The sequence below is a fragment of the Blastomonas sp. CCH1-A6 genome (genome assembly GCF_001556365.1).
Taxonomy (GTDB): Bacteria; Pseudomonadota; Alphaproteobacteria; order Sphingomonadales; family Sphingomonadaceae; genus Blastomonas; species Blastomonas ursincola.
Genome location: NZ_LSIS01000188.1, coordinates 1 through 23,872 on the forward strand (window position 1 = coordinate 1; position 23,872 = coordinate 23,872).

Consider the following 23,872-nt stretch of genomic DNA (forward strand, 5'->3'; position numbering starts at 1 on the left):
TTCGCGCGAACTGGCGCGGTTGCTCGGCGGCAAGATCAGCCTGGAAAGCAAGGTCGGCGAAGGCAGCTGCTTCACGCTCACCATTCCCGTCATTTACGACGCCGCGATGGTGCCCGCACGACAGCTCGCACCCGTCGCAGCGCCCGCCCTGCCCTCGCCCGCCCCTGCTCCGAAGCCGCGCGCAGCAAGGCCCGCCGCCGCAGTCCCGAGCGTCGCTGCCGATGACCGCGCTGCGCTGACCGAAGGCAAGCAGCTGCTGCTGGTGATCGAGGACGATGCGACCTTTGCCGACATCGTCTGCGAACTTTCGCGCGAGATGGGCTTTCAGTGCATCGTCGCCAGCACCGCGCAGGACGCGATCGCGCTTGCCGGCGAATATCGCCCGCACGCAATCGTGCTCGATATCGGCCTGCCCGACCAATCGGGCCTGACCGTGCTCGATCAGCTCAAGCATCGGGACGAAACGCGGCATATCCCGATCCATGTCATCTCGGGTGCGGATCAGGGCCCGACGGCGCTGGCGCTGGGCGCGGTCGGCTTTCTCGGCAAGCCCGCGCGGCGCGACGAGCTGGCCGAAGTGCTGGCAACGCTTCAGGCCAAGCTTGCCTCGCGCATGCGCCGCGTGCTGATCGTCGAGGATGACGCCGTGCAGCGCGAAGCGGTCGGACAGCTGCTCAAGTCGCAGGATGTCGAGACCGTGGGCGTCGGCACCGCCGCCGATTGCCTCGAGCGGCTGCGCAGCGAGACGTTCGATTGCGTCGTGCTTGACCTTTCATTGCCCGATGCCTCGGGCTTTGCAGTGCTCGAGGAGCTGAGCGCCGACGAGGCCCATGCCTTCCCGCCGGTGATCGTCTATACCGGGCGCGAACTGACCGCCGACGAGGAACAGCGGCTGCGGCGCTATTCGAGTTCGATCATCATCAAGGGGGCGAAATCGCCCGAGCGGCTGCTCGACGAGGTGTCGCTGTTCCTGCACCAGGTTGTCGCCGATCTGCCGCCCGAACAGCGCAAGATGATCGAGAAGGCGCGCCACCGCGACGCCGCGCTCGAAGGCCGCCGTATCCTCATCGTCGAGGACGATGTGCGCAACGTCTATTCGTTGACCAGCGTGCTCGAACCGCGGGGTGTGGTGACCCAGATCGCACGCAACGGCCAGGAGGCGATCACCGCGCTGGAAGCGGCGGGCGAGGATCCTGAAAAGGCGATCGACCTGGTGCTGATGGATGTGATGATGCCGGTGATGGACGGGCTGACCGCCGCGCGCACCATCCGCAGCGAAGCGAAATGGGCGAAGCTGCCGATCATCATGCTCACCGCCAAGGCGATGCCCGATGACCAGCAGAACTGCCTGGACGCCGGTGCGAATGATTATATGGCCAAGCCCATAGACGTCGACAAGCTGCTGTCGCTGGTGCGCGTGTGGATGCCGCGCTGATGGCCGAGAATATCGAGGATATCGAGATCGAGCTGCTGCTCGAGGCGATGTACCAGCATTATCACTATGACTTCCGCAACTATGCGCGCGCCTCGCTGAAACGCCGGTTGCTGCATGCGCGCAAGCAACTGGGCTATGACAGCATATCGGCAATGCAGTCCGATGTGCTGCACGACCGCACCATGCTGCCGCGCCTGCTGAACTATCTCACCGTGCAGGTCAGCGAGATGTTCCGCGACCCCTCCTATTTTCGCGCGCTGCGCGAGAAAGTGATCCCGCACCTGCGCACCTATGCTTCGCTCAAGGTCTGGGTGGCCGGATGCAGCAATGGCGAGGAACTGTATTCGCTGTCGATCCTGTTTCGCGAGGAAGGCCTTGCGCACAAGACGATGTTCTATGCGACCGACATCAACCCCAATGCGCTGAAGGCCGCCGAGGCCGGCGTCTATCCGCTCGAACAGATCCGGCTGTTCACCGAGAACCACCAGAAGGCGGGCGGCCTGACCTCGCTGTCCGATTATTACACCGCCGATTATGGCCGCGCGGTGTTCGACAAGTCGCTGCGCAATCAGGTCGTCTTTTCTGATCACAGCCTGGTCACCGACAGCGTGTTCGGCGAGATGCACCTGATTTCGTGTCGCAACGTGCTGATCTATTTCAACCGCGAGCTGCAGAACCGGGCGATCGGATTGTTCAAGGACTCGCTTGCCCGGCGCGGATTCCTCGGGCTGGGCTCGAAGGAGAGCCTGCGATTCAGCGCGCATGCCGGTGCATTCAGCGAGTTCGTTGCGGACGAGAAGATCTACCAGCGGGGCCTGACATGACCGGCAAGGCGGTGGTGATCGGTGCATCGGCGGGAGGCGTGCAGGCGCTATCGCAGATTCTTCCGGCCCTGCCCGGAAACTTTCCCTGCCCCATTTTCGTTGTCGTTCATGTCCCGCCGCGCCGGGACAATGCCCTGGTCCAGCTGCTGGCCGCCAAATGCGCACTTCAGGTCAAGGAAGCCGAGGACAAGGAAATGGCGATGGGGGGCACGATCTATTTCGCACCTGCGGATTATCACCTGCTGGTCGAGGAAGGCGGAACGCTTGCGCTGTCTTCGGAGGAACCGGTCAACCATTCGCGCCCGGCCATCGATGTCCTGTTCGAATCCGCCGCCGATGCCTATGGCCCGGCGCTGACAGGTATCGTTCTGACCGGAGCGAACCATGACGGTGCCGACGGCCTGAGGGCGGTCGGCGCGGCGGGAGGGATCGCACTGGTCGAAAACCCTGTGACCGCCGAGGTATCGACCATGCCGTCCGCCGCGCTCGCCGCCTGCCCCTCGGCCCGGGCGATGAGCTTTGCGGACATCGTCAGCCAGTTGCGCGATTGGGCCGCGGCATGACCGGCAGCTTCGACCCCATCAAATGCCTGCTGGTCGACGACCTGCCGGAAAATCTTGTCGCGCTCGAAGCGTTGCTCAAATCCGATGGTCTGGAGTGCCACAAGGCATCGAGCGGCGAAGAGGCGCTCGAACTGCTGCTGGTCCACGATTATGCGTTGGCGCTGCTCGACGTGCAGATGCCCGGCATGGACGGGTTCGAACTGGCCGAGCTCATGCGTGGCAGCGAGCGCTCGCGCCACGTGCCGATCATCTTCGTCACCGCCGGCAGCGGCGATACCGCGCGCCGGTTTCGCGGTTATGAGGCGGGCGCGGTCGACTTCATCCAGAAGCCGATCGAACCCGATATCCTGCGCTCCAAGGCCAACGTCTTCTTCGAGCTCTATAACCAGCGGCGCCAGATCGCGAAGCAGCGCGACAGCCTGGCCGCGATGGGGCTCGAGCTGCAGGCGGCCGACGCACAGAAGAACCGCTTTCTCGCGGTGCTGGCGCACGAGCTGCGCAACCCGATCATGGCGCTGGTCGCGGGGCTGAGGCTGCTCGAGCGGCGCGAAGGCACCGACGCGGTTCCCGAGATCCGCAGCGCGATGAACCGCAGTCTCAGCCACATGACCCGGCTGGTCGAGGACCTGCTCGACATCTCGCGCATCGAGCAGGGCAAGATCTCGCTGCGGCACGAGGAACTGCTGCTGCAGGACGTTATCGGCTTTGCCATCGAGACGGTGCAGCCGATCATCGATTCGGCGGGGCACCGCCTGCACCTTGCACTGCCCGATGACCCGGTCAGGCTGCGCGGCGACCATGCGCGCGTCACCCAGATCGTCGGCAATCTCATCAGCAACGCCGCGCGCTACACCCCCAATGGCGGTGATATTCGCGTCAGCTTGAGGTCAGAGGATCGGTGGGCCAAGATCGAGATCGCCGATAACGGCATCGGTATCGCACCCGAACAGCAGGGACGGATTTTCGACATTTTCGCGCAGGTCGCACCCGATGGCCGGATGAACCAGGAAGGCCTCGGTATCGGCCTGGCGCTCGTCAAGCAGCTCGTCGAACTCCATGGCGGGCGCATCCTGCTCACGCGCAGCGCGCCGGGCGAAGGCAGCAGCTTCGAGGTCTGGCTGCCGCTGGCCTGACCGGGACGCGGTGCGTCAGCGCATCGTCCGAACCTCGTCGTCCCGGCCCGTCATCTCCCAGCGGATCAGCGAGATCGGGATCGATCCCGCAGCGCGGAAACGGTCGTGAAAGGCCTTGATGTCGAACGCTTCGCCCTGCTGCATCGCAACCTCGGCCAGCAGCTTTTCCAGCTCGACCTTGCCCATGTAATAGCCGATGCCATAGCCGGGCTGGCGCAGGTACAGCTCGATATCGAACTGCGCCACCGCGTCGCCGGGCTTCATCCATTTGGGCGTGCGCGCCACCAGCGACTCGTTTGCCTGCTTCCAGGTCCATTCATTGGCCTGCATGCGGATCTCGGGCAGCACCCGCGCGGCGCGCTTGGCGCCCAGGATATAGTCGATCTCGCGCGTCTTGGGCCGGTCCTCGAGCATGCCGGCCTGCAGGATCATCTCTTCCAGATAGAAGGCCCAGCCCTCGTTGCGCAGCCCGTTGACGAAGAACAGCCGCGGCTTGCCGCGAATGGGACGCGTATCGCGCGCCGCCTGAAGGCCATCGAACATGTGGCCTGGCAGATTGTGCGCGCGCAGCGGCAGGCCATCGCGAAACTCGGCCTGGAAGAAGAAATGCAGGTTGAGCGGCGGGTCGAACAGGCCGGGCTTGGAAGGATCGCGCTCGAACGGGAACACATAGGGCCCCTCTTCGGGATCGTGCTGCACATAATCGGGAATGGTCACCCACTGGCCTTCGCGCAATTGCTTGAGCAGGTGCTCGTCCTCGGCCTTGCGCTTGGTATCGAACTCGGCGCGGGTCTTCACCGGTTCGGGCATCGGGATCGCACGGTTGCGATGCTCCTCGATCTTGAGAAACGCGACCTGGCGCTGATATTCGCGCTCGCCGATCGTCTCGACCTCTTCGGGCGTATAGGGCAGCAGCAGGACGTTCTTGAGATACCAGGCGTAATTTTCCTTGCCGACCCCGCCATGCGCCGGAAGCCCCGCCTCGATCGATTCCAGCCAGGCCTTGAATTCCGCTGCCGCCGCCTGCGCCCGCTTCGCCGGCTGCACCAGATCGGGCTGCTCCTTCGCGGCGCGCGCAGCAAGTTCGGCAAAGACGTTGATCTCGACCTGTTTCTGCACGATGGCGAGCCGGGCCAGGTCACCGCGCGGATCGGTCAGGTTGATGCGCGCCTGGCGCAGCGCCGCAGGCACCGCGCCGAGGCTGGCCTTGAACCGCCTCAGTGCATCGCCCTTGAGCGGAAGCTCGGGAATGCCGAACGCCCCGTGCATCTTCGGGCCGAAGCCCAGATTGGTGGTGCTGTAAAAGGCCGGGTCGCGCTTCCACGGCTGCATCACGCGGTGCTGGAACTCGAGCCCGCGCATTTCCGCCAGTACGACCATGTAATCGACCCGCTCGGCGATCGGCCAGGCGCTGTCGTCGATGGTGCGGAGCCGCTGCTGCAAGCTCGCCAGGTGCTCGGCCTGGCGCTGCATCGCGGCGGGCGTGTAATCGGGCACGCCGCGCACCATTTCGGGCACCGTCAGCGCGCGGAACTCGTCATAGAGCGCCAGCAGCGCGGCATAGCCCGATGCCGGTTGCTCGGTCTGCGCGGCGACCGGCTGCGCGACAACCGGAGCAAGGAGCGGGAGCGCCAGCAGCGCAGCCCAGTGACGCCAGTTCCGCTTCATGCTGTCTCTCCCTGATATGTCGCTGACTTAAAGTGCGTTGAAGAAGCGGCCCAGGCGCTCCATCGCCTCGACGATCCGCACCTCGGATTCGGACCCGAAGCAGACGCGGAGATGCCCTTCCCCGCCGGGTCCGTAAAAGCTTCCCGCCTCGACCACGACATGCGCTTCCTGCAGGATCGCCATCGCGATATCCTGCGAGCTTCGGCCCGTGCCGCTGATATCGGGAAAAGCGTAGATGGTGGCCTCAGGCGCGGCGCAGGTAACGCCGGGCATCTGGTTCAGCGCCTGCACGACGATGTCGCGCTTGCGCCGATCAGCCTCGACCATCGCCAGCATCGGCTCCTGCGGCCCTTCGACGGCGGCGCGCGCGCCTTCCTGCACGAACACGTTGACATGGGTGACGTCGGTCATCGCGATGGTCAGGATCGCGGGCATCAGCCGCGCATCGGCGGTCACATAGCCCACGCGCCAGCCATCCATCGAATAGGCCTTGGTGAAGGCGAAGCAGGTGATGGTCCGCTCGCGCATGCCCGGCAGGCTGGCGATGCTGACATGCTCTGCGCCGTCATAGGTGATGTATTCGTACACCTCGTCCGAGAGTACGAGCAGGTCGTGCTCGATCGCCAGATCGGCGATATGCTGAAGCTCTGCCCGCGTATAGACGCGCCCCGTGGGATTGGCCGGGTTGATCAGCACGATCATCCGCGTCCTTTCGGTGATCTTGGCTGCGATCGCCTCTTTCGTAATGGCAAAGCCGTTGGCCTCGTCGAGATGCGCGATAACCACCTTGCCCCCGGCAAGCTGGGTCTTGCCGATATGCTGCGGATAATAGGGGTCGAGCAGGATCACCTCGTCGCCCGGATCGATCGCGGCCATGAACGCCGCAAACGAGGCATGGGTGAGCCCGTTGGTCACCAGCACCTCATCGACGCCGTAATCGAGCTTGTTGAAATCGCGCAGTTTCTTCACCAGCGCCTGGCGAAAGGAGAGCGTGCCGCGAAAATCACCATAATGGACTATGCCAGCGTCGAGCGCGGCCTTGGTCGCCTGCTTGATGTGGTCGGGCGTATCGGCATGCGGCCGCCCGAATTCCAGATGGATGAGATCAACCCCCGCAGCGTCGAGTTTCGCAGCCTCGTCGTACATGCCGAAACTCTTCTTCGATCCCGATGCGAGGCGCTGTGCCGGCCATTTCATTATTGCTCTCCGCTGCTGTGCAGACATATGCATAATTGCGTGATATGTAACATTTCAAGCTCTAACTTCGTCGGGGCCGATATTCCTGCCCGGCGGCCCGCAAGCCGCGTGCGATCATGCCCGCATCATGCTGACACGCATATGGCCGCAAAGCTGCGTGCGCGCTGCCGGATCACTTGACCAACAGGATGCGATTGTTCGGCGGGGCGGTCCATTCGAAGCCGCGCTGGGTCACCACGCCATTGTCCTCGAGCGGAATCTTGATCTTGCGCGTACCCCATTCGGGAACGGGCGTGTAGAGGAACAGCTCGATCGACAGAAAATTGCCGGGCCGAAGCGTGTAGGTCATGCGCAGCGGATTGAATTCGGCCATCGACGGTCCAGACCCGTGCCCCAGATCGCCCACCGAGTGGCTGCCGATCACCACATCGGACACCTTGGGATCGGCCACAGGATCGTCATATCTACCGAGCGCCAGCCCAGGGGTCTCGGCCACGCGACGGTTCACTGCGGCCAGCGCATCGCCTGCGGTAACGCCGGGGCGGATCACCTCGAGGATCATCTGGCGGATCTCGCGCGCCTTGTCGAAGGCGCGCTGGACGCCTGGCGGCGGCGCATTCTCGCCGGGCTTCAGCACATAGGCCATGCGCTTCATGTCGGTATAGGCGGTAAGGAAATTCACGCCCCAGTCCATCGTGATCAGGTCGCCATGCTGGATGACATGATCGCCCGACACGGGCCCGCGCGGACCGGGACCAAGAATGTAGATGCTGGGGATGCCGAAGCTGTTGCCCAGGCCCTGCTTGTGCAGTTCCTCCATCATCCACCAGGCGACCTCGCCCGTGGTGGTCTTGCCCGGCGTGATCACCTCGTTCGAGAGCGCGCGCTCGGCGATGGTGCGCGAGAATTCGCCCGCGCGGGCAAAGGCAGCGATTTCGCTGGCAGCATGGCGCGAGCGGAAATCGGACACGAGCTTTTCCGCCGGGACGAGCCGCTGCGCCAATTCCGGCCCCAGCGTTTCGACCAACTTCTGGTGAAGCGAATGGCTGAGACCGTCCGCCGTACCGATCTCGGAGGCGATATTGACGCCGATCCGCTTCGGATTGCGCTCGGCGATGAATGCCTTGAGGTCTGCGGGCGACCTGCGCAGGTCATAGAGCGGACACTGATCGAACGCCGCACCGCCAATGCCGAACGCGGCCCGCTCGATCCGCCCCTCGCCGCGATCGGTGAACACATAATAACCGATATCGCCAACATAGCCGCCGCCCAGCAGCATCGCATTGGGATCATCATGTCCTTCGCGCGAAGCGACGATCCACATGTCGATTCGGTTTTCGCGCATCGCTTCGGGCAGAATCAGGTCGAGCTTGTCCTTGCGAATCTGGCACAGCTGTTCCCAGCGCTGGCGGGCTTCCTGCGCGGTTGCAGGCGTCGCCGCAGCCAGCAGCACCGCCGCAGCGCCAAAACCCAGTCCCCACCGTCCGAACGCCATGCGCATCTCCTCCAGCCTCCGGGATCAGAACCTGTCGCCTGCCCCGTACTTCACCGCAGATACATTCAACTTCACACGATTTTTGTCAATTTTATTGCGCGGCCTCATTCCACCGCTCTGGACGAGGAATGCAGGGGTTCACGCTCGCCCGGGCCCGAGGCGCGTGAACGGCTTGCAGCATTGGGGCCGCAGGCCCCCTGCCAGCAACAAAACTATTGGCAGCGACAGGCATTTTCTTCCACACGGCTGTCATAACTCAGTGCAAATACACATGTATTCGGCTAGTTCGATCCCCTTGGCGGTCCATTGCGATGGAACCGCTTGATCAATCGAGGCTTTTGAGAAAACATGAACGCAAGCTCGGCAGCAGCAACGGTACGTCAGGAAGGGGAGCAGGTGGAAAATCGCGGCGAATATGACCCGAGCAACCCGACATTCCGCCTGGAAAACTCGCCTTTCTATCTGATGGCGCATGCCGATTTCAAATATCACGAAGACATGGACAAGGTGCTGCACAAGCATGGCGTGTCCAAGCCGATTTATCGTGTGATGACGGTATTGCGCGAACAGCAGCCCGCCAGCATCGGTGCGATTGCCGAGGCGGCGCTCACCAAAAGATCGACGATCAGCCGGATCATCGACCGCATGGTCGAACAGGGGCTCGTATCGACAGAGCCCAACCCCGAAGACAACAGGATTACTGAGGTCACCCTGACCCCCGCCGGCCAGCAGACGCTGCGCAAGCTGACCCCGATCGTAGGACGCCAATTCTCGCGCGCGATGGTGGGCATCAGCAACCGCGACATCGCGCACCTGCTTCGGACGCTCAAGAAGATCAGCGACAATCTCAGCAAGCTGCCGATCGAATAGTCTCCGCGCGGTTCGGCCGCGACCCTTGGTCGCCCGAATCATGTGCATTTGCATGTGAATTTTGCTGTGAAGCCGTTGACCGGCGCGATCAAAGCTGCTGTTTCTGCTCGCACGGCTCCAGATGCCAGGGCAAGCAGCGGCGGAAACGAGTTTGCAACAGACACGATCATCGCGCGCCGACCCTAATGCGCTTGCTCGGGCCATGGCATCGGCGCGGTCCGGCAGGCTCGACGAGGCGCGGGCCCTGCTCGAGCATCTGCGCACGACATCGCCTCGCGACCCCGACGTGTTGCAGCTGCTCGGCATGCTGGCGCGCCAGCTGGGCGACCAACCTGCGGCGATCGCCTTGTTTCGGCAGTCGCTGGCCGTCGAGCCGCGCCAGCCCCATGTTCTCAACAATCTCGGCAACGCTTGTGCGGCGACGGGCCAGCAGGAGCAGGCGCTGGAGGCCTATGGCAAGGCGCTCGCGCTCAAGCCCGATTATGCCGATGCCGATATCAACCGGGCGCTTGCGCTGATCGCGCTCGGCAGGGCATCGCAAGCGGCGGAGCATATGGCCGCCCTGGTGCGCGCGCAGCCTGGTTCGGCCCGCGCTTGGGCCGTGCTGGGTCAGGCACTTGCTGCAATGGGCGATCAGGCGCAGGCGGTCATGGCCTATGGCAGGGCCCTGAGGCTTCAGCCGGATCACGGCCCGTGGTTGCACAATCTGGCCGTCGCGCTGCGGCTCGCGGGGCGTCCCGAAGAGTCTCTGCCGCTGTTCGATCGCAGCGCCGCACTTTCCCCCGATGACCCGCGCATCCACTATAATCGCGGCCATTGCCTGCAGGATCTGGGCCGGATGGAAGAGGCGGCTGCGGCCTATCGGCGCGCCATCGCGCTTGCGCCCAGCGATGTCGATCTGCACGATTCGCTCAGCCGCCTGCTCTGGCAGCAAGGCGACCGCGATGGCCATGTTGCCAGCTACCGCGATGCTTTGGTGGAGGCCCCGGACGACGCCGGGTTGTTATGTGGGCTGGCAGAGCGGCTCACGCTGGCCGGGGAGGCTCGAGCGGCGGCGGCGCTGTTGGCCGATGCCGCCGCGCGGGGCGTCGGGGGTGCCAACCTGCGCTTTCGGCTCGGCCAGGCATGCTGGTCTTGCGGCGAACCCGATCGTGCCTTTGCGGCGTTCGAGGCGGCGCTGGAGATCGAGCCGCGCCACCCGCCGACGCTGCGCGAATCGGCACGCTGTCTGATCATTACCGACCGGATCGGCGAGGCGATGCTGCGCATCGCGACCCGGCTCGACGATGACGCTCATGACCAGCAGGCGCTGGCGCTGCAAGGCCTGAGCTGGCGGCTGACCGGAGACGCGCGATTCCACTGGCTGATCGATCCCAGGCTGATCGGCACCGCGATGCTGACGCCGCCCGGTGGCGACGGACCTGGTTTCAACCGCGCGCTCGATGTGGCGCTGGGCACGCTGCACACGGCCCGCACCGCGCCGCTCGAACAGACGCTGCGCGGCGGTACGCAGACCACCGACGACCTTTTCGCGCGCGAACTGCCCGAGATCGTCACGGTGCGCGAAATGATCCGGCAGGCGGTGGAGCGCCATATTGCCGCGCTGCCGGACGATGCGAGCCATCCGTTCCTGGCCCGCAAATCCGCCGGCTTTGCCTTTTCAGGCTCCTGGTCGGTGCGGCTGTCGAGCGGAGGTCATCACAGCAACCATATCCATCCCGAAGGCTGGATCAGCGCGGTCTATTATGTCGCGGTACCGCCCGCGGTCGGCGACGGGCAGAGTGGCTGGCTCAAGTTCGGCGAGACCGGACTGAACCTGGGCGACCGCGAACAGATCCTGCACATGGTCCGCCCCCAACCGGGCCTGCTGGTACTGTTCCCGTCCTATTTCTATCACGGCACCGTGCCCTTTGCGGACACCCAGCACCGCACCACCATCGCCTTCGATATCGTGCCGTCCGGCTGAGGGCGGATCAGCGACCGGCGGTCTGCTTAGAGATCCAGTGATCGACCGTCTGTTCGAGCAGGGTCATCGGCAATTGGCCTTGCGCAAGGATGAGGTCGTGGAAGGCGCGGATGTCGAACCGCGCCCCCAGCGCCTTTTCCGCCCGCGCGCGCATTGCGATGATGCGCAACTCCCCGACCTTGTAGGCCACCGCCCCGGCGGGAGCACCGATATAGCGCGCGAGCTCGCTGTCGATATTGATATCGGCGAGCGCGGTATTCTCCTCGAAGCATCGGCGCGCGCGGGCATAGTCCCAGCCCATGACATGGATGCCGGTATCGACCACCATCCGACAGGCGCGCCACATCTCGGTCGACAGGCTGCCGAACGCCTCATAGCCGTCGCGATATACCCCCATTTCGTGCCCCAGGCGCTCGGCATAGAGCGCCCAGCCCTCGCGAAAGGCGAGCAGATCGCGGGAGCGGCGAAACGAGGGCAGCGCCGGGTTCTCGTTGGTCAACGCGCCATGGGTGTGATGGCCAGGGGCCGCCTCGTGCAGGCTGAGCGCCGGGACCTCGTAGAGCGGGCGCTGATCGAGATGCGAGGTGTTGACGACGAAAGTTCCGGCAAAACCCTTGGCGAAATCGCCGCCGCCGCCGCCGCGCGCGGTGGTATAGCCCTCTTCGAGCTCTGGCGGGACCGGCACGATAGTGAACGGCTGGCGCGGCAGGACCGAAAAATAGCGCGGCAGCACGCCATCGATCCGCTTCGAGGCCGCCGCATATTTCTCGATCAGCCCTTCGCGACTGGTCGCATAGAAGCGCGGATCGGTGCGCAGGAAATGCAGCCATTCGGCAAAGCTCCCGGTAAAGCCGGTAGCGGCGATGACCTTGTCCATCTCGCCGCGGATGCGCTCGACCTCCGACAGGCCGAGTGCGTGGATCTCTTCGGCCGAAAGATCGGTCGTCGTGTAATAGCGCAGCAGGAAATCATAATAGGCCCGCCCGCCCGGCACCGCTGCGATGCCCAGCTCCTTGCGTGCCGCCGCCCGATAGGGCCCGACGATATAGGCGAGCATCGCGACCTGCGCCGGACGGATATCGCTGCTGATCAGCGCCTGCGCCTCGGCGAGGAGCGCGGGACAGGCCTTGAGCGGGCCGAGCATCGGATCGTCGGCGATCGGCACGGCGATCTGCTTGCGCAGGATGGCGACCGCGACATCGATCACCGGGGCCGGATTGGTCCAGCCCGTGGCGACGCCGCGCTCGAGATTGGCACGCTGCTCGGCAAAATAGCGGGTAATGCCGCGCATCCGCTGTACCCAAGCGCGTGCATCGGCTTGCGATCGGATGTCGAGCCCGCGTGCCACCGCATAGGGCGTGTTGTAGAAGCCTTCGTGCGCGACAAAGGCAAAGCGGCGCTCGTCGAAATCGATGCCCTCGATCCGCCAACCGATCAGCGCGCGCAGATAGCGACGGTCGGTCCGTTCGGCCTCGGTCAGCGCGGCGTCATCCAGCCTGTCGAGTTGCTCGGCCAGGTCCAGCAGCGCGGCGCGCCGCCGGGCCATGCCCTCGAGCGTCTCGTCAGGCCAGCCTTCGCGCGCGCGCGCAGGGTCCGATCGCCCTGCCTCCATCGGATGATCGGCGGAAAAGCGCTCGTACTGCGCGACGATCTCGGCGAATGCCGGCTGCGCCGACACCGATCCGCAGGCCAGCCAGGCGGCGCCTGCGATGGCCAGGGCGCGGGCCAATCGACCTGCCCGCGCCCCGACCGGCCATGGCCTTCCATCAAGGGAGGGTGAAAGGCGCATGGAACTCAATTGGTGAGATAGGCCATCGACATCAGCAACCTGGGCAGCAGCGATGCACCGGCATGGAACCGCACCGGAACAGGCGCGCGCGGACGAACCGACAGCGCATCCGCGTCACCGGTCGCGAGCATGGTGGCGACTTCCGATCCGATCACCGTGTTGGTCGCGAGCCCGCGCCCATTGCATGCCTGGATCGCGATGGCATCATCGCCCAGATCGTAGATTTCGGGCAGGAACGAGGTGTTGACCCAGGCAAGACCATGCCAGAGATAATCGATCTGCGGATCGGGCATGGCCGGGAAATACTGTTTCAACCGCCTCTGGGCCTCGCGATACAGGGCCTTCTCGCCATTGACCGCATAGGACATCGGAAAGGCCGAGACGAGGTGGCCGAGGCCGTCGAGCCGGGCCGTGAAGAGATAGGGCATCTTGTCGGTAAACGCCCCGCCCCGCGGCAGGATCACCTGGCGCTGCGCGGGATCGAGCGGCATCGAGGCGAACTGGAAGACATTGAGCGGCAGCGAGGTCCGGCGCATCGCCGGGTGCAGCGCGGCATTGCCGCCATTGGCTGCCAGCACCACACGCCGCGCGCGCAGGCTGCCGCTGGCGGTATAGCAGAACCACTGGCCCTGCTTGCGCTCGAGCTGCCGCACGGGGCTGTTCGCATAGAGCTTGGCGCCGCGCCGGATCGCGACATGCGCGAGCCCGCGCACAAAGGCCAGGGGGTTGAGCCCGCCGCCATCCTCGAAGCGCAGCGCGCCGCAATAGCGGTCGGTGCCGAACAGGGCCCGGGTCTGGCTGCCATCGACAAAGCTGACCCGGTGGCCCCGCGCCTGCCACTGCCGCGCCATGTCGCGCTGCTGCTGGGCCAGCGCCTCGGTATGCGCAGGCGTGTAGAACCCGTCCTGGCGCATGTCGCACTCGATCTCGTTCTGCCGGATCAGATCGAAGACATGCGCGCCCGATCGGCCGATCATGTCGGTCAGCCGCTCGCCTGCCGCCTCGCCCAGCACCTCGCGGATCGTCTCGGGTGTATGTCGGATATAGTCGGGTGCGATGATGCCGCCGCTCTGACCAGTCGCGCCATCCCCGAACTGTCCGGCCTCGATCAGCGCGACACCGACATTACGCTCGGCCAGATGCAGCGCCGTCGTCATTCCGGCAATGCCGCCACCGATAACGAGCACATCGACATCGTGCACACCGACCAGGCTGTCGACCTGCGGCGCGGGCGCGGCATTGGCGGTCCAGACAGCGTTGGTCAGGCCTTTCGGGCGTCGGCGCGGGGAAATGGGCTGATATTGCATCACAGCCATTCCGACAGCTTGGCGGCAGAGTGGATCACGGCAGGCGCGGACAAGCGAATGTCCCGCTTCAAGCCTGCCGATGGGATCAGGTTCATGGTGGCAACTATCCTGTTCGCCCAGTCGAGGGCGGTGAAAAGGTCGAAACGGTCAGACGGTGGCAGGTTGTCGTTCGGGGCCGGGGCCAACGCGCCGCGCGACGGCGACAAAGGCGAGCACGACGCACAGCGCGACCGGCGTGTTCATGATCATCGGCAGCGACATCTCGTTATTGCCGACAATCGATACGGCGATGAAGATCGCGGTGCCTTCCTGGCGCATCAGATGCTCGATGCCGATCGCGACATTCTCGCGATGGGTGAAGCCGGCAAAGCGCACGATGGTCATCACCACTGCGACCATCAGCACGTTGAGCGCGACGGTGATCCAGAACAGCGCGCCCAGATTTTCGCGCAGCACCGGCACCTGATCGTAGAGGATGACCGCAAACGAGCTGAACAGCACGATCGTCGCGACGTTCTTCAGATAGCGCTTGAACCACAGGGCAAAGCCGGGCTGCCATGCGCGGACAGCAAAGCCCGTCGCAGCCGGCAGTACGGTGATCGAGAAAATGTCCCAGAAGAACGAGGCGAGCGGCACGTTCACATCCGCTTCGAGCCCCATGAAATGCAGCAGCGCGAAATGCGCATAGAAGGGCACGACGAAGATGTAGATCATGCTGAGGATCAGCGTCATCGACATCGACAATGCCAGATCGCCTTTTGCCATGTCGGTGAACAGGTTCGACAGCATGCCGCCCGGTGTCGTCGCCAGCAGCACGAAGCCGACCGCGAGCGCGGCCGTCGGCGCGACAGTGAGCGCCAGGGTCAGGCCGATCGCCGGGGGCACGATCAGCATCGAACACACCCCGAAGATCAGCGCGCGGCGGTTGCGGAACACCTGGCGGAAATCGTCTGCCGTCAGCGACAGGCCCATCGAGGCCATGATCGCGATCAGCGATCCGGGAAGCAGCCAGTTGCCCAGCAGGGCCATGAGATCGGCATAGGTCATGGGCGCGCTGTCCTCAGGCGGTTTCGAGCGACAGCGTGCACGCGCCGTTGCGGCGGATGGTGCGGCAATCGGCCTGCGCCTTGGCGAGATCCTCGTCGAGGATGCGCGCGCAGACATTGGCCTGGATCCAGCCAAAGGGCATCAGCAGCCGACCGCCCTGGCCGTAGAACAGGCCGATGTCATAGAAATCGCCGGGCGGCAGTCCCTTGGTACTGCCGGCGGCCAGATAGGCCAGGACGATGTCGCCTGCCTCCGGATAGGAAGTGGCGTTCTCGGACGGGATGGCGGGCTGCGCCATGCCCTGTGGCAGCGTGCTCGCCGGCATCGGCACCGAGATTTCGGGCCCGGTCCAGATCGCGTGCATCGCCTCCAACCCGGCCTTGCGTTCGGCCAGGTCCCACAGGAAAGCGGCCGAAACCGGCGCGGCGTCGTCGAGCAACCGGCAGCGGGCGGACAGGCCCGATTGCGGCTCGACCAGTTTGATGATGCGCATATCGCTCCCCTATTGTCCGGCGACCATGGCCAGATATTCTTCCTTCTGCAGCGCGATCGGCACATTGCCGTTCAGCCACAGAAAGTCGTGAAACCGCTTGAGATCGAACGCCTTGCCCTCGCGCACCCGTGCCTCGGCGAGGAACTCGGTCGTCTGGATCTTGCCGATCTGATAGCTGATCGCCTGGCCGGGTGCGGCGGCAAAGAAGGTCGCTTCCTCCTCCGCGGTCTCTCGGTCCATCGGCACCATCGCCTGCAGATAGTCGGCGGCTTGGGCGATGGTGAATTCCCCGGTGGCGAGCTTCACGTCGACCTCGACGCGCAGCGCGCGCAGGCGGGCGAAATTGTAGATGATCTCGCGCGTCTTGGGCGCATTGTCCCAGAGCCCTGCCTGCAGCATCATCTCTTCGGCATAGAAGCCCGTGCCCTCGTTCGCCCCGCTGTCATAATAATGGCGGCGCAGCTTATTGGGGTGCTTCCACCCAAGGGTCAGCTGGAAGAAATGCCCCGGCACGCCTTCATGCACGATGATCGGCCTGGGATCGCGCGCGATCGAAAGGTTGAAATAGCCCAGATTGGGCGACGGATCGGGCAGATAGACCGTGGCGTTCTGGCCGACACGCGTGCGGTCGGTGAGATCGAAGGTGCGGCCCAACCATCCGATCGGCGCAAGATAGGCCGGAAAGGGCAGCGCGTTGTAATGCCCGGCCCAGTCGGGGACGGTCAGCAGCCGCTTGTCCTTCAGAAACGCACGAATATCGCGCTCGTCCGAAGCGAGCTTGGCCACCACGGCATCGATCGAAGCGCCGATCGGCAGCTCTGCCACGCCCGCATTGCGGTTGCGCTCGAGCTCCTCGAACAGCACCGAACGGGTCCATTCCTGTCGCCCCATCTGGGCAAGCTGTTCGGGCGTATAGGGGTAGAGAGCTACGTTGCTCAGGAAAAAGCGATAGCTCTCTCCCCCCACCGCCGTCTGGCTGGGCAATGCCTCGCGACGATTCTTGAGAAAGGTTTCGAATGCGGCGAACGCCTTGATCGACTTGGCTACGGCCGCATCCAGCCGCTTGCGCTGGGCAGCATCTGCATGGGGCGCAAGGCCGCTCGCCATGCCTTTCAGGCTGTCCGGGACGATCGCGATCTGCGCCAGCGCCGCATCGACAAAGGGTCCGCGCATGTCGTCGAGATTGGCCTGGCCCGCTGCCAGCACCGCAGGCGCATTGTCGAGCAGCCGGATGACCTGCTCGACCCGCGCGGCCTCGACCGGCGGCGGCGGCAGCAGTATCTCGAACACCGGGCCCAGCGCCTGTGCGACATAGAAATGCGGCTGGCGTCGCCACGCGGCGACATGATCGAGCTCCCAGTGGACGCGCGACAGCGCCGAACCGACAAGCCGGTAATCGACCTTCTCGCTGACGGTCTGCGGCTTGTCCGCCAGTGCCCTCCACTTGGCCTCGAAATTCGCGAGCGCCTTGCGCTGCTCTGCCACGGCGCGGGGCGACCAGTCGGGCGTCCAGCCTTCGGGCCGCACGATGCGCGGAATGTCGTCGCTGGTCGCGGGCTGGGTGGTCGCGCGCCAGGCCCAGAAATCGGCCCCCAGCTGCTGCACCTCGGCCTGCGCCAGCGCTGCCGGAGCCGCTGCCAGCATCGCGCCTGCCAGAACCGCAGAAACGAACGTCTTCAGCATCTTATTTCCTGTTCCTGACATTGCGGTCAAAGAACTCGGCCATCTTCTTGAAGGCAAAGCGCGCCTGGCGAAGATTGTCGCTGGCCCAGGCATGGTTGCCGCCGGGCAGCGTCACCAGCTCGAACATCTGCTCGCGGTCGATCATCTGCTCGGCCAGCGCGATCGTGTCCGAATAGAGCACCACCGGGTCGCGCGTACCGTGAATGATCATCAGCGGATCGTTGATCCCCTTGGCCTGATAGAGCGCCGATTGCGCCTCGTAGCGCGCAGGCATGTCCGGTCCATCGGGCGGTCCCATGATCCACATCTGCGCCGGATAGGCATGCCAGACATTGGTCGCAGGCGCACCCGCAATTCCCGCCGCATAGACGCCAGGCTTCTTGGACAGCGACATGATCGTCATCAGCCCGCCATAGCTAGACCCCCACAGTCCGATGCGCTTCGGGTCGGCATAGCCCTTCTCGATCAGGAAGCGGACGCCGCTTTCCAGATCGTTGATATCGGTCTCGCCATAGCTGTGCAGCTGGGTCTGGTTGTGGTCGCGCCCCTGCCCCCATGATCCACGCACGTTGACGTTGAGCACGATATAGCCCTGCGAGACGAAATACTGGTCCAGCCCCCAGGTCGGGTGCGCGCGCCTGCCGCCCCATTGGTTGCGCACCGCATCCGAATAGACCGAGCCGACGATGACCGGATATTTCTTCGTGGGATCGTAATTGGCCGGCAGGCTGATCCGCGCGACCAGGTTCACCCCGTCGACATGGCTGGGGAACTCAGCATAGCCGATATTCGCCCAGGTCTGCCTGTAGAATTCGGGCTGGGGCGACTTGGTCACCTGAACGGGCTTGGCGGGCTTCGCGGTATCGATGACGAACAGCTCGGGCGGCGTGCTGTCATTGCTGTACCAGTCGGCGATATGGCGGAAGCCGGGCGCATAGACCGGCTCGTGCGTTCCCGCTGCCGAACCGCTCACCTGCTGGACCGCGCCGCCGGCCACCGGCACGCGATAGATCTGGCGATCCGACAGATAGGATTTGTTGGCGGTGAAATAGATCTGGCCGCGCGCCGCATCGACCTCGAAATTGGCGATTTCCCATTTGCCGCTGGTGATCTGACGCGGAGCCTGTCCGGCGGCGCGCTGATGATAGAGATGCAGCCAGCCATCGCGATCGGTCAGGATGATCAGGCCATCATCGCCCGGCGCCCAGGCCACCTGCCAGTCGGGGCGCAGATGCTTGTCCTCGCGCAGCTGGTAGAAGGTCTCGCGCGCACCGCTCGCCACGTCATAGACATAGATGGTGTGCTCCTTGGCCTCCATGTCCGAACCGCTGACGAACAGCCTCTTTCCATTCCCGGACAGGCCGAAGCCCCAGATATGGTGCTTCGCATCGGGGCGCTCGAACATGCGGACGTGGCCCGATGCCAGATCGACATGGCCGACGCTCGCCTTGGTCGTCTCGTCGCCGGGAAAGGCGCGGATGACGCGGTTGTTCTGCTGCTCGCCCTTGGCGTGATAGAAGATATCACGCTCGGGCATCGCGCGGTCATCGGCCTGCTGGAAGGCGATCGCCTTGCCGTCGTCCGACCAGCGATAGTCCTCGATATAGACCTTGGGGTCATCCGACCCGGCGAGGCGGCGAGCGGCCTTGTCCTCGGTTGCGGCACTCGGGCGAACCCAGAGCACCCCGCCGATGGTGACGCGATTGCGCGCGTCGGAAGGATTGCCCGCGATAAAGGCCAGGCTCTTGCCATCGGGCGAGAGAACGAGCTTGCGGATCGCCTGCTTGTCGCTTTCGATCTTGGTGATGGTGCCGTCAGCGGACCGGATATGCAGCTGTCCGCCCATCGTGAAGGCAACGCGGCCATCGTCGAGCATCACCGCCTGGGAGATACCCTTGGCTTCAGCCTCGGGCTTGCTGTCACGGCCCAGAAAGGTCAGCCGCGTCTTCTTGCCGGTGCGCGGCGAATAGGACCAGATGTCGCGGAAGCTGTAGCCCTCGTCGTTCCACAGGAACAGCACGGTGCCGCCATCGCGCGACCAGCTATAGCCTTCGGGCGAAGTACCGATCAGGCTCTTCGGCTGATAGAGCTCGTCGATCGACAGCGAGGTTCCGGCGACTTCCGCCCCACCATGCACAGGAGCATGCGGCCAGGGCCGATCCTGCGCCATTGCCGTCGACGCCATCAGCAAGGCCGCCATTGCCATGGCCGACCGCAACGCACCCATCCGCTTCATCAACCCAACCCCAGTCTGGATCTGCCGCCGAACAAGGCGGCCCATAGGCCGCAGCGACATGATGCCGCTGCGGCCCTTGCGCTAGCAATCAGAAGTTGGCGGTGAAGCCAACCGTGAAACGCCGTCCGATCGCGTCGAACGTCTCACGCTCGAACAGATAGAAGGGCGGATCGCGATCGAGCAGATTGTCGATCGAGGCATAGAAACGGAACTTCTCGGTCACGTTGAGATTGGCGCTGAGGTCGAAATAATGGACGTCACCCGTCTCGGGTCGCGCCAGCAGCGGAGCCGGCGTGCCCGACGCGATCGCCCCAGCAATGCGCCCATCCTTGGTCGACTGCAGGAAGCGGTGACGCAGCGAGATCTGGAAATTGTCCACATCCCAGGTCAGACGCTGCGTGATGCGCCAGGTCGGGTTGGCCGTGGTGCAGCTGCCGCCGCCGATATAGCCGGCGCAGTCGACCGGTGCGGCCACCGGACTGCCCTGCGTGATCGCCTCGATCAGATAGCTGCCCGCAATGAAATAGTTGAGGCTGCTGCCTTCCCGCAGCTGATAGCGATAGTCGAGACGGAAATCGACGCCCGAGGTCTCGAGCTTGGCGATATTGGCGTTGAGCAGCGGCACGTCGATCAGCTGGCCGTCGGGCGTGCGGTTGCGCAGCGGCTGGCAGAAGATGTTGGTCAGCGACAGGTTGGCGTTGCACGCGTTGATCACCGACTGCAGGCCACCACCGAACGATCCGATCGCGTCGTCGATCTTGATGTTGTAATAATCGATCGTGAGCTGGAGGCCGGGGATGAATTCGGGGCGGATGACCGCGCCGACCGACCAGGTGTCCGACGTTTCTTCCTGCAGATTCGGGTTGCCGCCGGTGACAGCGCGGATCTGCTGGTTTTCCTGCTGGAAGACGTTGATCACGCTGGCCGGAACGCCGAGCGAATTGACGCAGAAGTCGCGCTCCGCCTGGGTGCGTCCCGCATCCGCATTACAGAAGTCGACCGCCTGCGGCGCGGTGTTGGTCGCGCCCGAGAAAAGCTCGACCACGTTCGGCGCACGCACCGCACGCTGGTAGAGACCGCGGAACTTGAGGCCCCGGAACGGCGACCATTCACCGCCCATCTTGTACGAATAGACCTTGCCCGCGGTCGAATAGTCGGAGAAGCGCGCGCCGCCTTCGAACGCCAGCAGCTCGAAGCCGGGGGTGTCGGCAAGGATCGGCACATAGATTTCGCCGTACAGCTCGGCGACGTCGAACGAGCCGCCGGTCGGGCTGAGACCTGCCGAACGCGACAGCGCCTTGCCCTGGACATAAAGCTGGTCGGGATCGAACTGCGAACTTTCCTTGCGGTACTCTGCGCCGACCGAGATGCCGACATCGCCCGCCGGCAGCGAGAACAGCGTGCCGGTAACGCTACCGCCGATCTGCCTCTGCTTGAGGTTGGTGATATTGGTCAGGTCGGTCGAGATATAGGCCAGCATCTCGGGCGTCAGCGACCCGAAGCCGAACGGATTGATGGTGACGCAGCGCGGATCCGCCACGGCGCAATCGAACGGATTGGCCGGGTTGGTCAGGAAGCTGTTCGCGAAATTGTCGATCAGAACGCCGCCGCCCTGCTTGTCGACGATCTTGTTCTCGCCCTGGTTGTAGAAGACTTCCCAGTTGAGGCGATCGGTCAGCGCGCCCTTCAGCCCCAGCACGATGCGATAGAAATCGCGCGTCTGGTCGCTGGTGCGGTTGCCGCCGTCGAGCAGGCGGCGGTTGATGTTGACCGGAACCAGATTGTTGCCGTCCTGATCGAGGTTCACCCGCAGGAACTCGCGCAGGCTGGGGTCGAGATAGGGGTTGCGCAAATCGAGCTGGAAGCCGGGGATGAAGCCCGAGCTGCTCATCGGCACCGCACCCAGGGTCGAGTTGATCTTGTTCTGGACGTACGAACCTTCCCAGAACGCGGTGACCGAATCGTTGATGTCGTAATGGCCCAGAACCGACGCCTGCAAGCGCTTCATCGGCATCTGCAGGTTGGTGAACACGCGGTCGTTGAAGCCGTCCGACGTGCGATAGGCGCGCCAGCCTTCGGGCGCGAAGAAGATGCCTGCGGTACCGATCGCCGTGCCCGCGCGGTCGCGCAGACCCACCAGCTGGGGCGAGAAGATCGTGCCCTGCGGCGTCACGCCATTGCCCGCCGGCACCAGTGTCGGCTGGCCGTTGACGACGGCATCGGCGAGAAACACGATCGCATGGTCGCGCTTGGCACCGACCAGCTGCGCACGGTCGAAATAGCTGCCGTGAAAGACGATATTGCCCCGGCCATCGGCGAAGTTGCCGCCGGCGGTGAATTCCAGATTGTAGCGCGCTGCATCGCCTTCATCGCTGATGCCGTAGAAGCCGCCGACCTCGAAGCCCTCGAAATCGTCCTTCATCACGAAGTTGACGACACCGGCCATCGCGTCCGAACCATAGACCGCCGATGCACCGCCGGTCACGACCTCGACGCGCGACACCAGCGAGGGCGGGATCAGGTTCAAGTCGACCACGCCGTCCTGCGACGCACCGACGATGCGGCGGCCGTTCTGCAGCACCAGCGTGCGTACCGCGCCCAGACCGCGCAGGTTGACGGTCGCCGAAAGGTTGCCCGAGTTCGACTGCGCACCCTGCCCGGCCACGGCCTGCGGCAGCGCATTGAGCAGCTGCTCGCTTTCGACGGTGACCGAAAGCTTGATTTCCTCTTCGCCGATGACATTGACCGGGCTGTTCGATTCGACATCGGGGCGCGGAATGCGCGAACCGGTGACGACGATCGAATCGGTCGCCTCGCCATCGGCCTGCTCCTGATCCGCCGCCTGATCCTGCGCGAAAGCCGCGCTCGTCGCTGCCAGAGTGAGCATCAGTGCCGATCCGCACTTCAATGCCGCCCGCTGAATTCCAACCCGCTTCATGACCATTTTGAACTCCCTGATATGAACGCTCGCCTGCGAACGTCACGACCGCCGATCTGATGATCGATCATTCCCGTGAACAGTTGCGTGATTTTGAGCATATTGTCGCAAAGCCGTCAATCGCCCTGGAAGAAAAATATCTTTCAGGGCCGGTTTGCATAATTTTCGGTTGCGAGCCCCCCCGCGCCGAGGGGAGCAGCGCTGTACGGTTCAATCAGCATGATATTGTTAAAAGTAGGATTTTTTTCGACGAACGGTCTCGTCGCAGTGGATCACGAGCGATTCCGGCGGCGTGCCTCCACTGTTGCGCCAGGCCCTTGCAACCGTTGCCTCGAAAGCATCAATTCAGCGCTTGACGAGCTCGGGCGACCGCCACACTATACCCATATTCACGCTTTTTTCGTTTTAAGCGATCGATGCCGCGCAACGGCCAGAGCGCCGTGCCGGCAATGGGGAAAGGAGACCGTCCCATGCGCCTGACATCTCTTGCGACTCTTGCGATTCTGCTCGCCGCGCCCGGCAGCGTCGCGCTGGCCCAAACGGTACCTGCCGCAGCGGCAGCGCAACCTGCAGGCCCGCCCAATGGCACCGGATCCTATGCCGATTTCGAAACACTCTTCGCTCGCTTCAACGCGTGGAAAACGCCCAAGGCGGTGAACGGCATTGTCGATTACAGCCCTCAGACCGTCGCCAGGCGCCGCGCCGAACTGGCTGAATTCCAGGCCCAGTTGCCCGGCTTTGCGGTCGCCCGCTGGGACCGGCATCAGCAGGTCGATTATCTTGCCGTTCGCGCGCAGATGGACCTTGCCGATTTCACGCTGAACATCACCAAGCCCTGGGCGCGCGATCCGGGCATGTATGTCGATGAACTGCAGCGGCTGGCTTATACCGACCTGCCGCTCAAGCCTGACCAGAGCGAGGCGTTCAAGGCGCGCATCCGCGCAATCCCGGCCTATCTGGCCCAGGCGCGAATCAACCTCGATTCGGTTGCGGCGGATTATGCCGATCTTGCCATTCACAGCCTTTCGAACGGCGACGGGGTCGGCCATGGCATGCCCTATCGCGCGGTCGAGCCGGCAGGGCTGATCGGCTGGTTCGCCGATCTGCGCGCGCGCGCCGCGACGCAGCAGCCCGATCTGCTGCCTGATATCGATGCGGCTCAGGCCGCGATCGCGGGCTTTCGCGACTGGCTGGTGGCCGGGCGGCCGAAAATGACGGCAGCGGCGGG

17 protein-coding genes are annotated in these 23,872 nt (G+C 64.3%); 7 read left to right on the forward strand and 10 right to left on the reverse strand.

The features are described 5' to 3' along the window. From AX735_RS08360 to AX735_RS08375, 4 genes are all read left to right on the forward strand, one after another. On the forward strand, nt 1-1,435 hold a 1,435-nt coding region (locus AX735_RS08360), incomplete at its 5' end, for a response regulator (RefSeq protein ID WP_156447449.1). Continuing rightward, nucleotides 1,435-2,259, forward strand: a complete 825-nt coding sequence (locus tag AX735_RS08365; RefSeq protein WP_066278536.1) for a CheR family methyltransferase — start codon at nt 1,435-1,437, stop codon at nt 2,257-2,259. The genes AX735_RS08360 and AX735_RS08365, both read left to right, overlap by 1 nt. Beyond that, entirely contained in the window at nt 2,256-2,822 is a 567-nt protein-coding gene (locus AX735_RS08370; RefSeq protein ID WP_066278487.1) for a chemotaxis protein CheB, read from the forward strand. The genes AX735_RS08365 and AX735_RS08370 overlap by 4 nt, the downstream gene beginning before the upstream one ends. After that, entirely contained in the window at nt 2,819-3,955 is a 1,137-nt protein-coding gene (locus tag AX735_RS08375) for a hybrid sensor histidine kinase/response regulator (protein WP_066278539.1), read from the forward strand. The genes AX735_RS08370 and AX735_RS08375 overlap by 4 nt, the downstream gene beginning before the upstream one ends. A gap of 15 nt (nt 3,956-3,970) precedes the next feature. On the opposite strand, the gene AX735_RS08380 is transcribed toward AX735_RS08375, so the two are convergent. The 3 genes from AX735_RS08380 to AX735_RS08390 form a co-directional block, all read right to left on the reverse strand. Then, a complete protein-coding gene (locus tag AX735_RS08380) occupies nt 3,971-5,623 on the reverse strand; it encodes a DUF885 family protein (RefSeq protein ID WP_066278489.1) in 1,653 nt (550 codons plus the stop codon). Between the two features lie 27 nt (nt 5,624-5,650). Then, nucleotides 5,651-6,820: a pyridoxal phosphate-dependent aminotransferase gene (locus AX735_RS08385; protein ID WP_066278492.1), complete on the reverse strand. Its 1,170-nt coding sequence runs from the start codon at nt 6,818-6,820 to the stop codon at nt 5,651-5,653. Between the two features lie 172 nt (nt 6,821-6,992). Then, nucleotides 6,993-8,315, reverse strand: a complete 1,323-nt coding sequence (locus tag AX735_RS08390) for a M24 family metallopeptidase (protein ID WP_066278542.1) — start codon at nt 8,313-8,315, stop codon at nt 6,993-6,995. 348 nt (nt 8,316-8,663) lie between these two features. On the opposite strand from AX735_RS08390, the gene AX735_RS08395 reads away from it, so the two are divergent. After that, on the forward strand, nt 8,664-9,185 hold the full coding sequence (locus AX735_RS08395) for a MarR family winged helix-turn-helix transcriptional regulator (protein ID WP_060978354.1): 522 nt from the start codon (nt 8,664-8,666) through the stop codon (nt 9,183-9,185). Nucleotides 9,186-9,387: 202 nt separating this feature from the next. After that, nucleotides 9,388-11,151, forward strand: coding sequence for a tetratricopeptide repeat protein (locus AX735_RS08400; protein WP_066278500.1), 1,764 nt, complete (start codon nt 9,388-9,390; stop codon nt 11,149-11,151). A 7-nt stretch (nt 11,152-11,158) separates the two neighbouring features. Here AX735_RS08400 and AX735_RS08405 read toward each other — a convergent pair whose 3' ends face one another. From AX735_RS08405 to AX735_RS08435, 7 genes are all read right to left on the reverse strand, one after another. Next, nucleotides 11,159-12,880, reverse strand: a complete 1,722-nt coding sequence (locus AX735_RS08405) for a DUF885 domain-containing protein (RefSeq protein ID WP_066278508.1) — start codon at nt 12,878-12,880, stop codon at nt 11,159-11,161. 65 nt (nt 12,881-12,945) lie between these two features. Further along, a complete protein-coding gene (locus AX735_RS08410; protein ID WP_066278511.1) occupies nt 12,946-14,256 on the reverse strand; it encodes an NAD(P)/FAD-dependent oxidoreductase in 1,311 nt (436 codons plus the stop codon). Between the two features lie 138 nt (nt 14,257-14,394). Further along, the gene (locus AX735_RS08415) at nt 14,395-15,294 is read right to left on the reverse strand and encodes a bile acid:sodium symporter family protein (protein WP_066278516.1); all 900 of its coding nucleotides are present in this window, start codon (nt 15,292-15,294) and stop codon (nt 14,395-14,397) included. A gap of 13 nt (nt 15,295-15,307) precedes the next feature. Beyond that, on the reverse strand, nt 15,308-15,787 hold the full coding sequence (locus tag AX735_RS08420; RefSeq protein ID WP_066278519.1) for a DUF3830 family protein: 480 nt from the start codon (nt 15,785-15,787) through the stop codon (nt 15,308-15,310). Nucleotides 15,788-15,796: 9 nt separating this feature from the next. Continuing rightward, on the reverse strand, nt 15,797-17,470 hold the full coding sequence (locus tag AX735_RS08425; protein ID WP_066278522.1) for a DUF885 family protein: 1,674 nt from the start codon (nt 17,468-17,470) through the stop codon (nt 15,797-15,799). 1 nt (nt 17,471) lies between these two features. Beyond that, nucleotides 17,472-19,706, reverse strand: coding sequence for a prolyl oligopeptidase family serine peptidase (locus AX735_RS08430; protein ID WP_066278525.1), 2,235 nt, complete (start codon nt 19,704-19,706; stop codon nt 17,472-17,474). A gap of 88 nt (nt 19,707-19,794) precedes the next feature. Then, on the reverse strand, nt 19,795-22,593 hold the full coding sequence (locus AX735_RS08435) for a TonB-dependent receptor plug domain-containing protein (protein ID WP_066278529.1): 2,799 nt from the start codon (nt 22,591-22,593) through the stop codon (nt 19,795-19,797). 521 nt (nt 22,594-23,114) lie between these two features. On the opposite strand from AX735_RS08435, the gene AX735_RS08440 reads away from it, so the two are divergent. Next, a partial coding sequence (locus AX735_RS08440) for a hypothetical protein (RefSeq protein ID WP_202189534.1) occupies nt 23,115-23,872 on the forward strand: 758 nt, incomplete at its 3' end.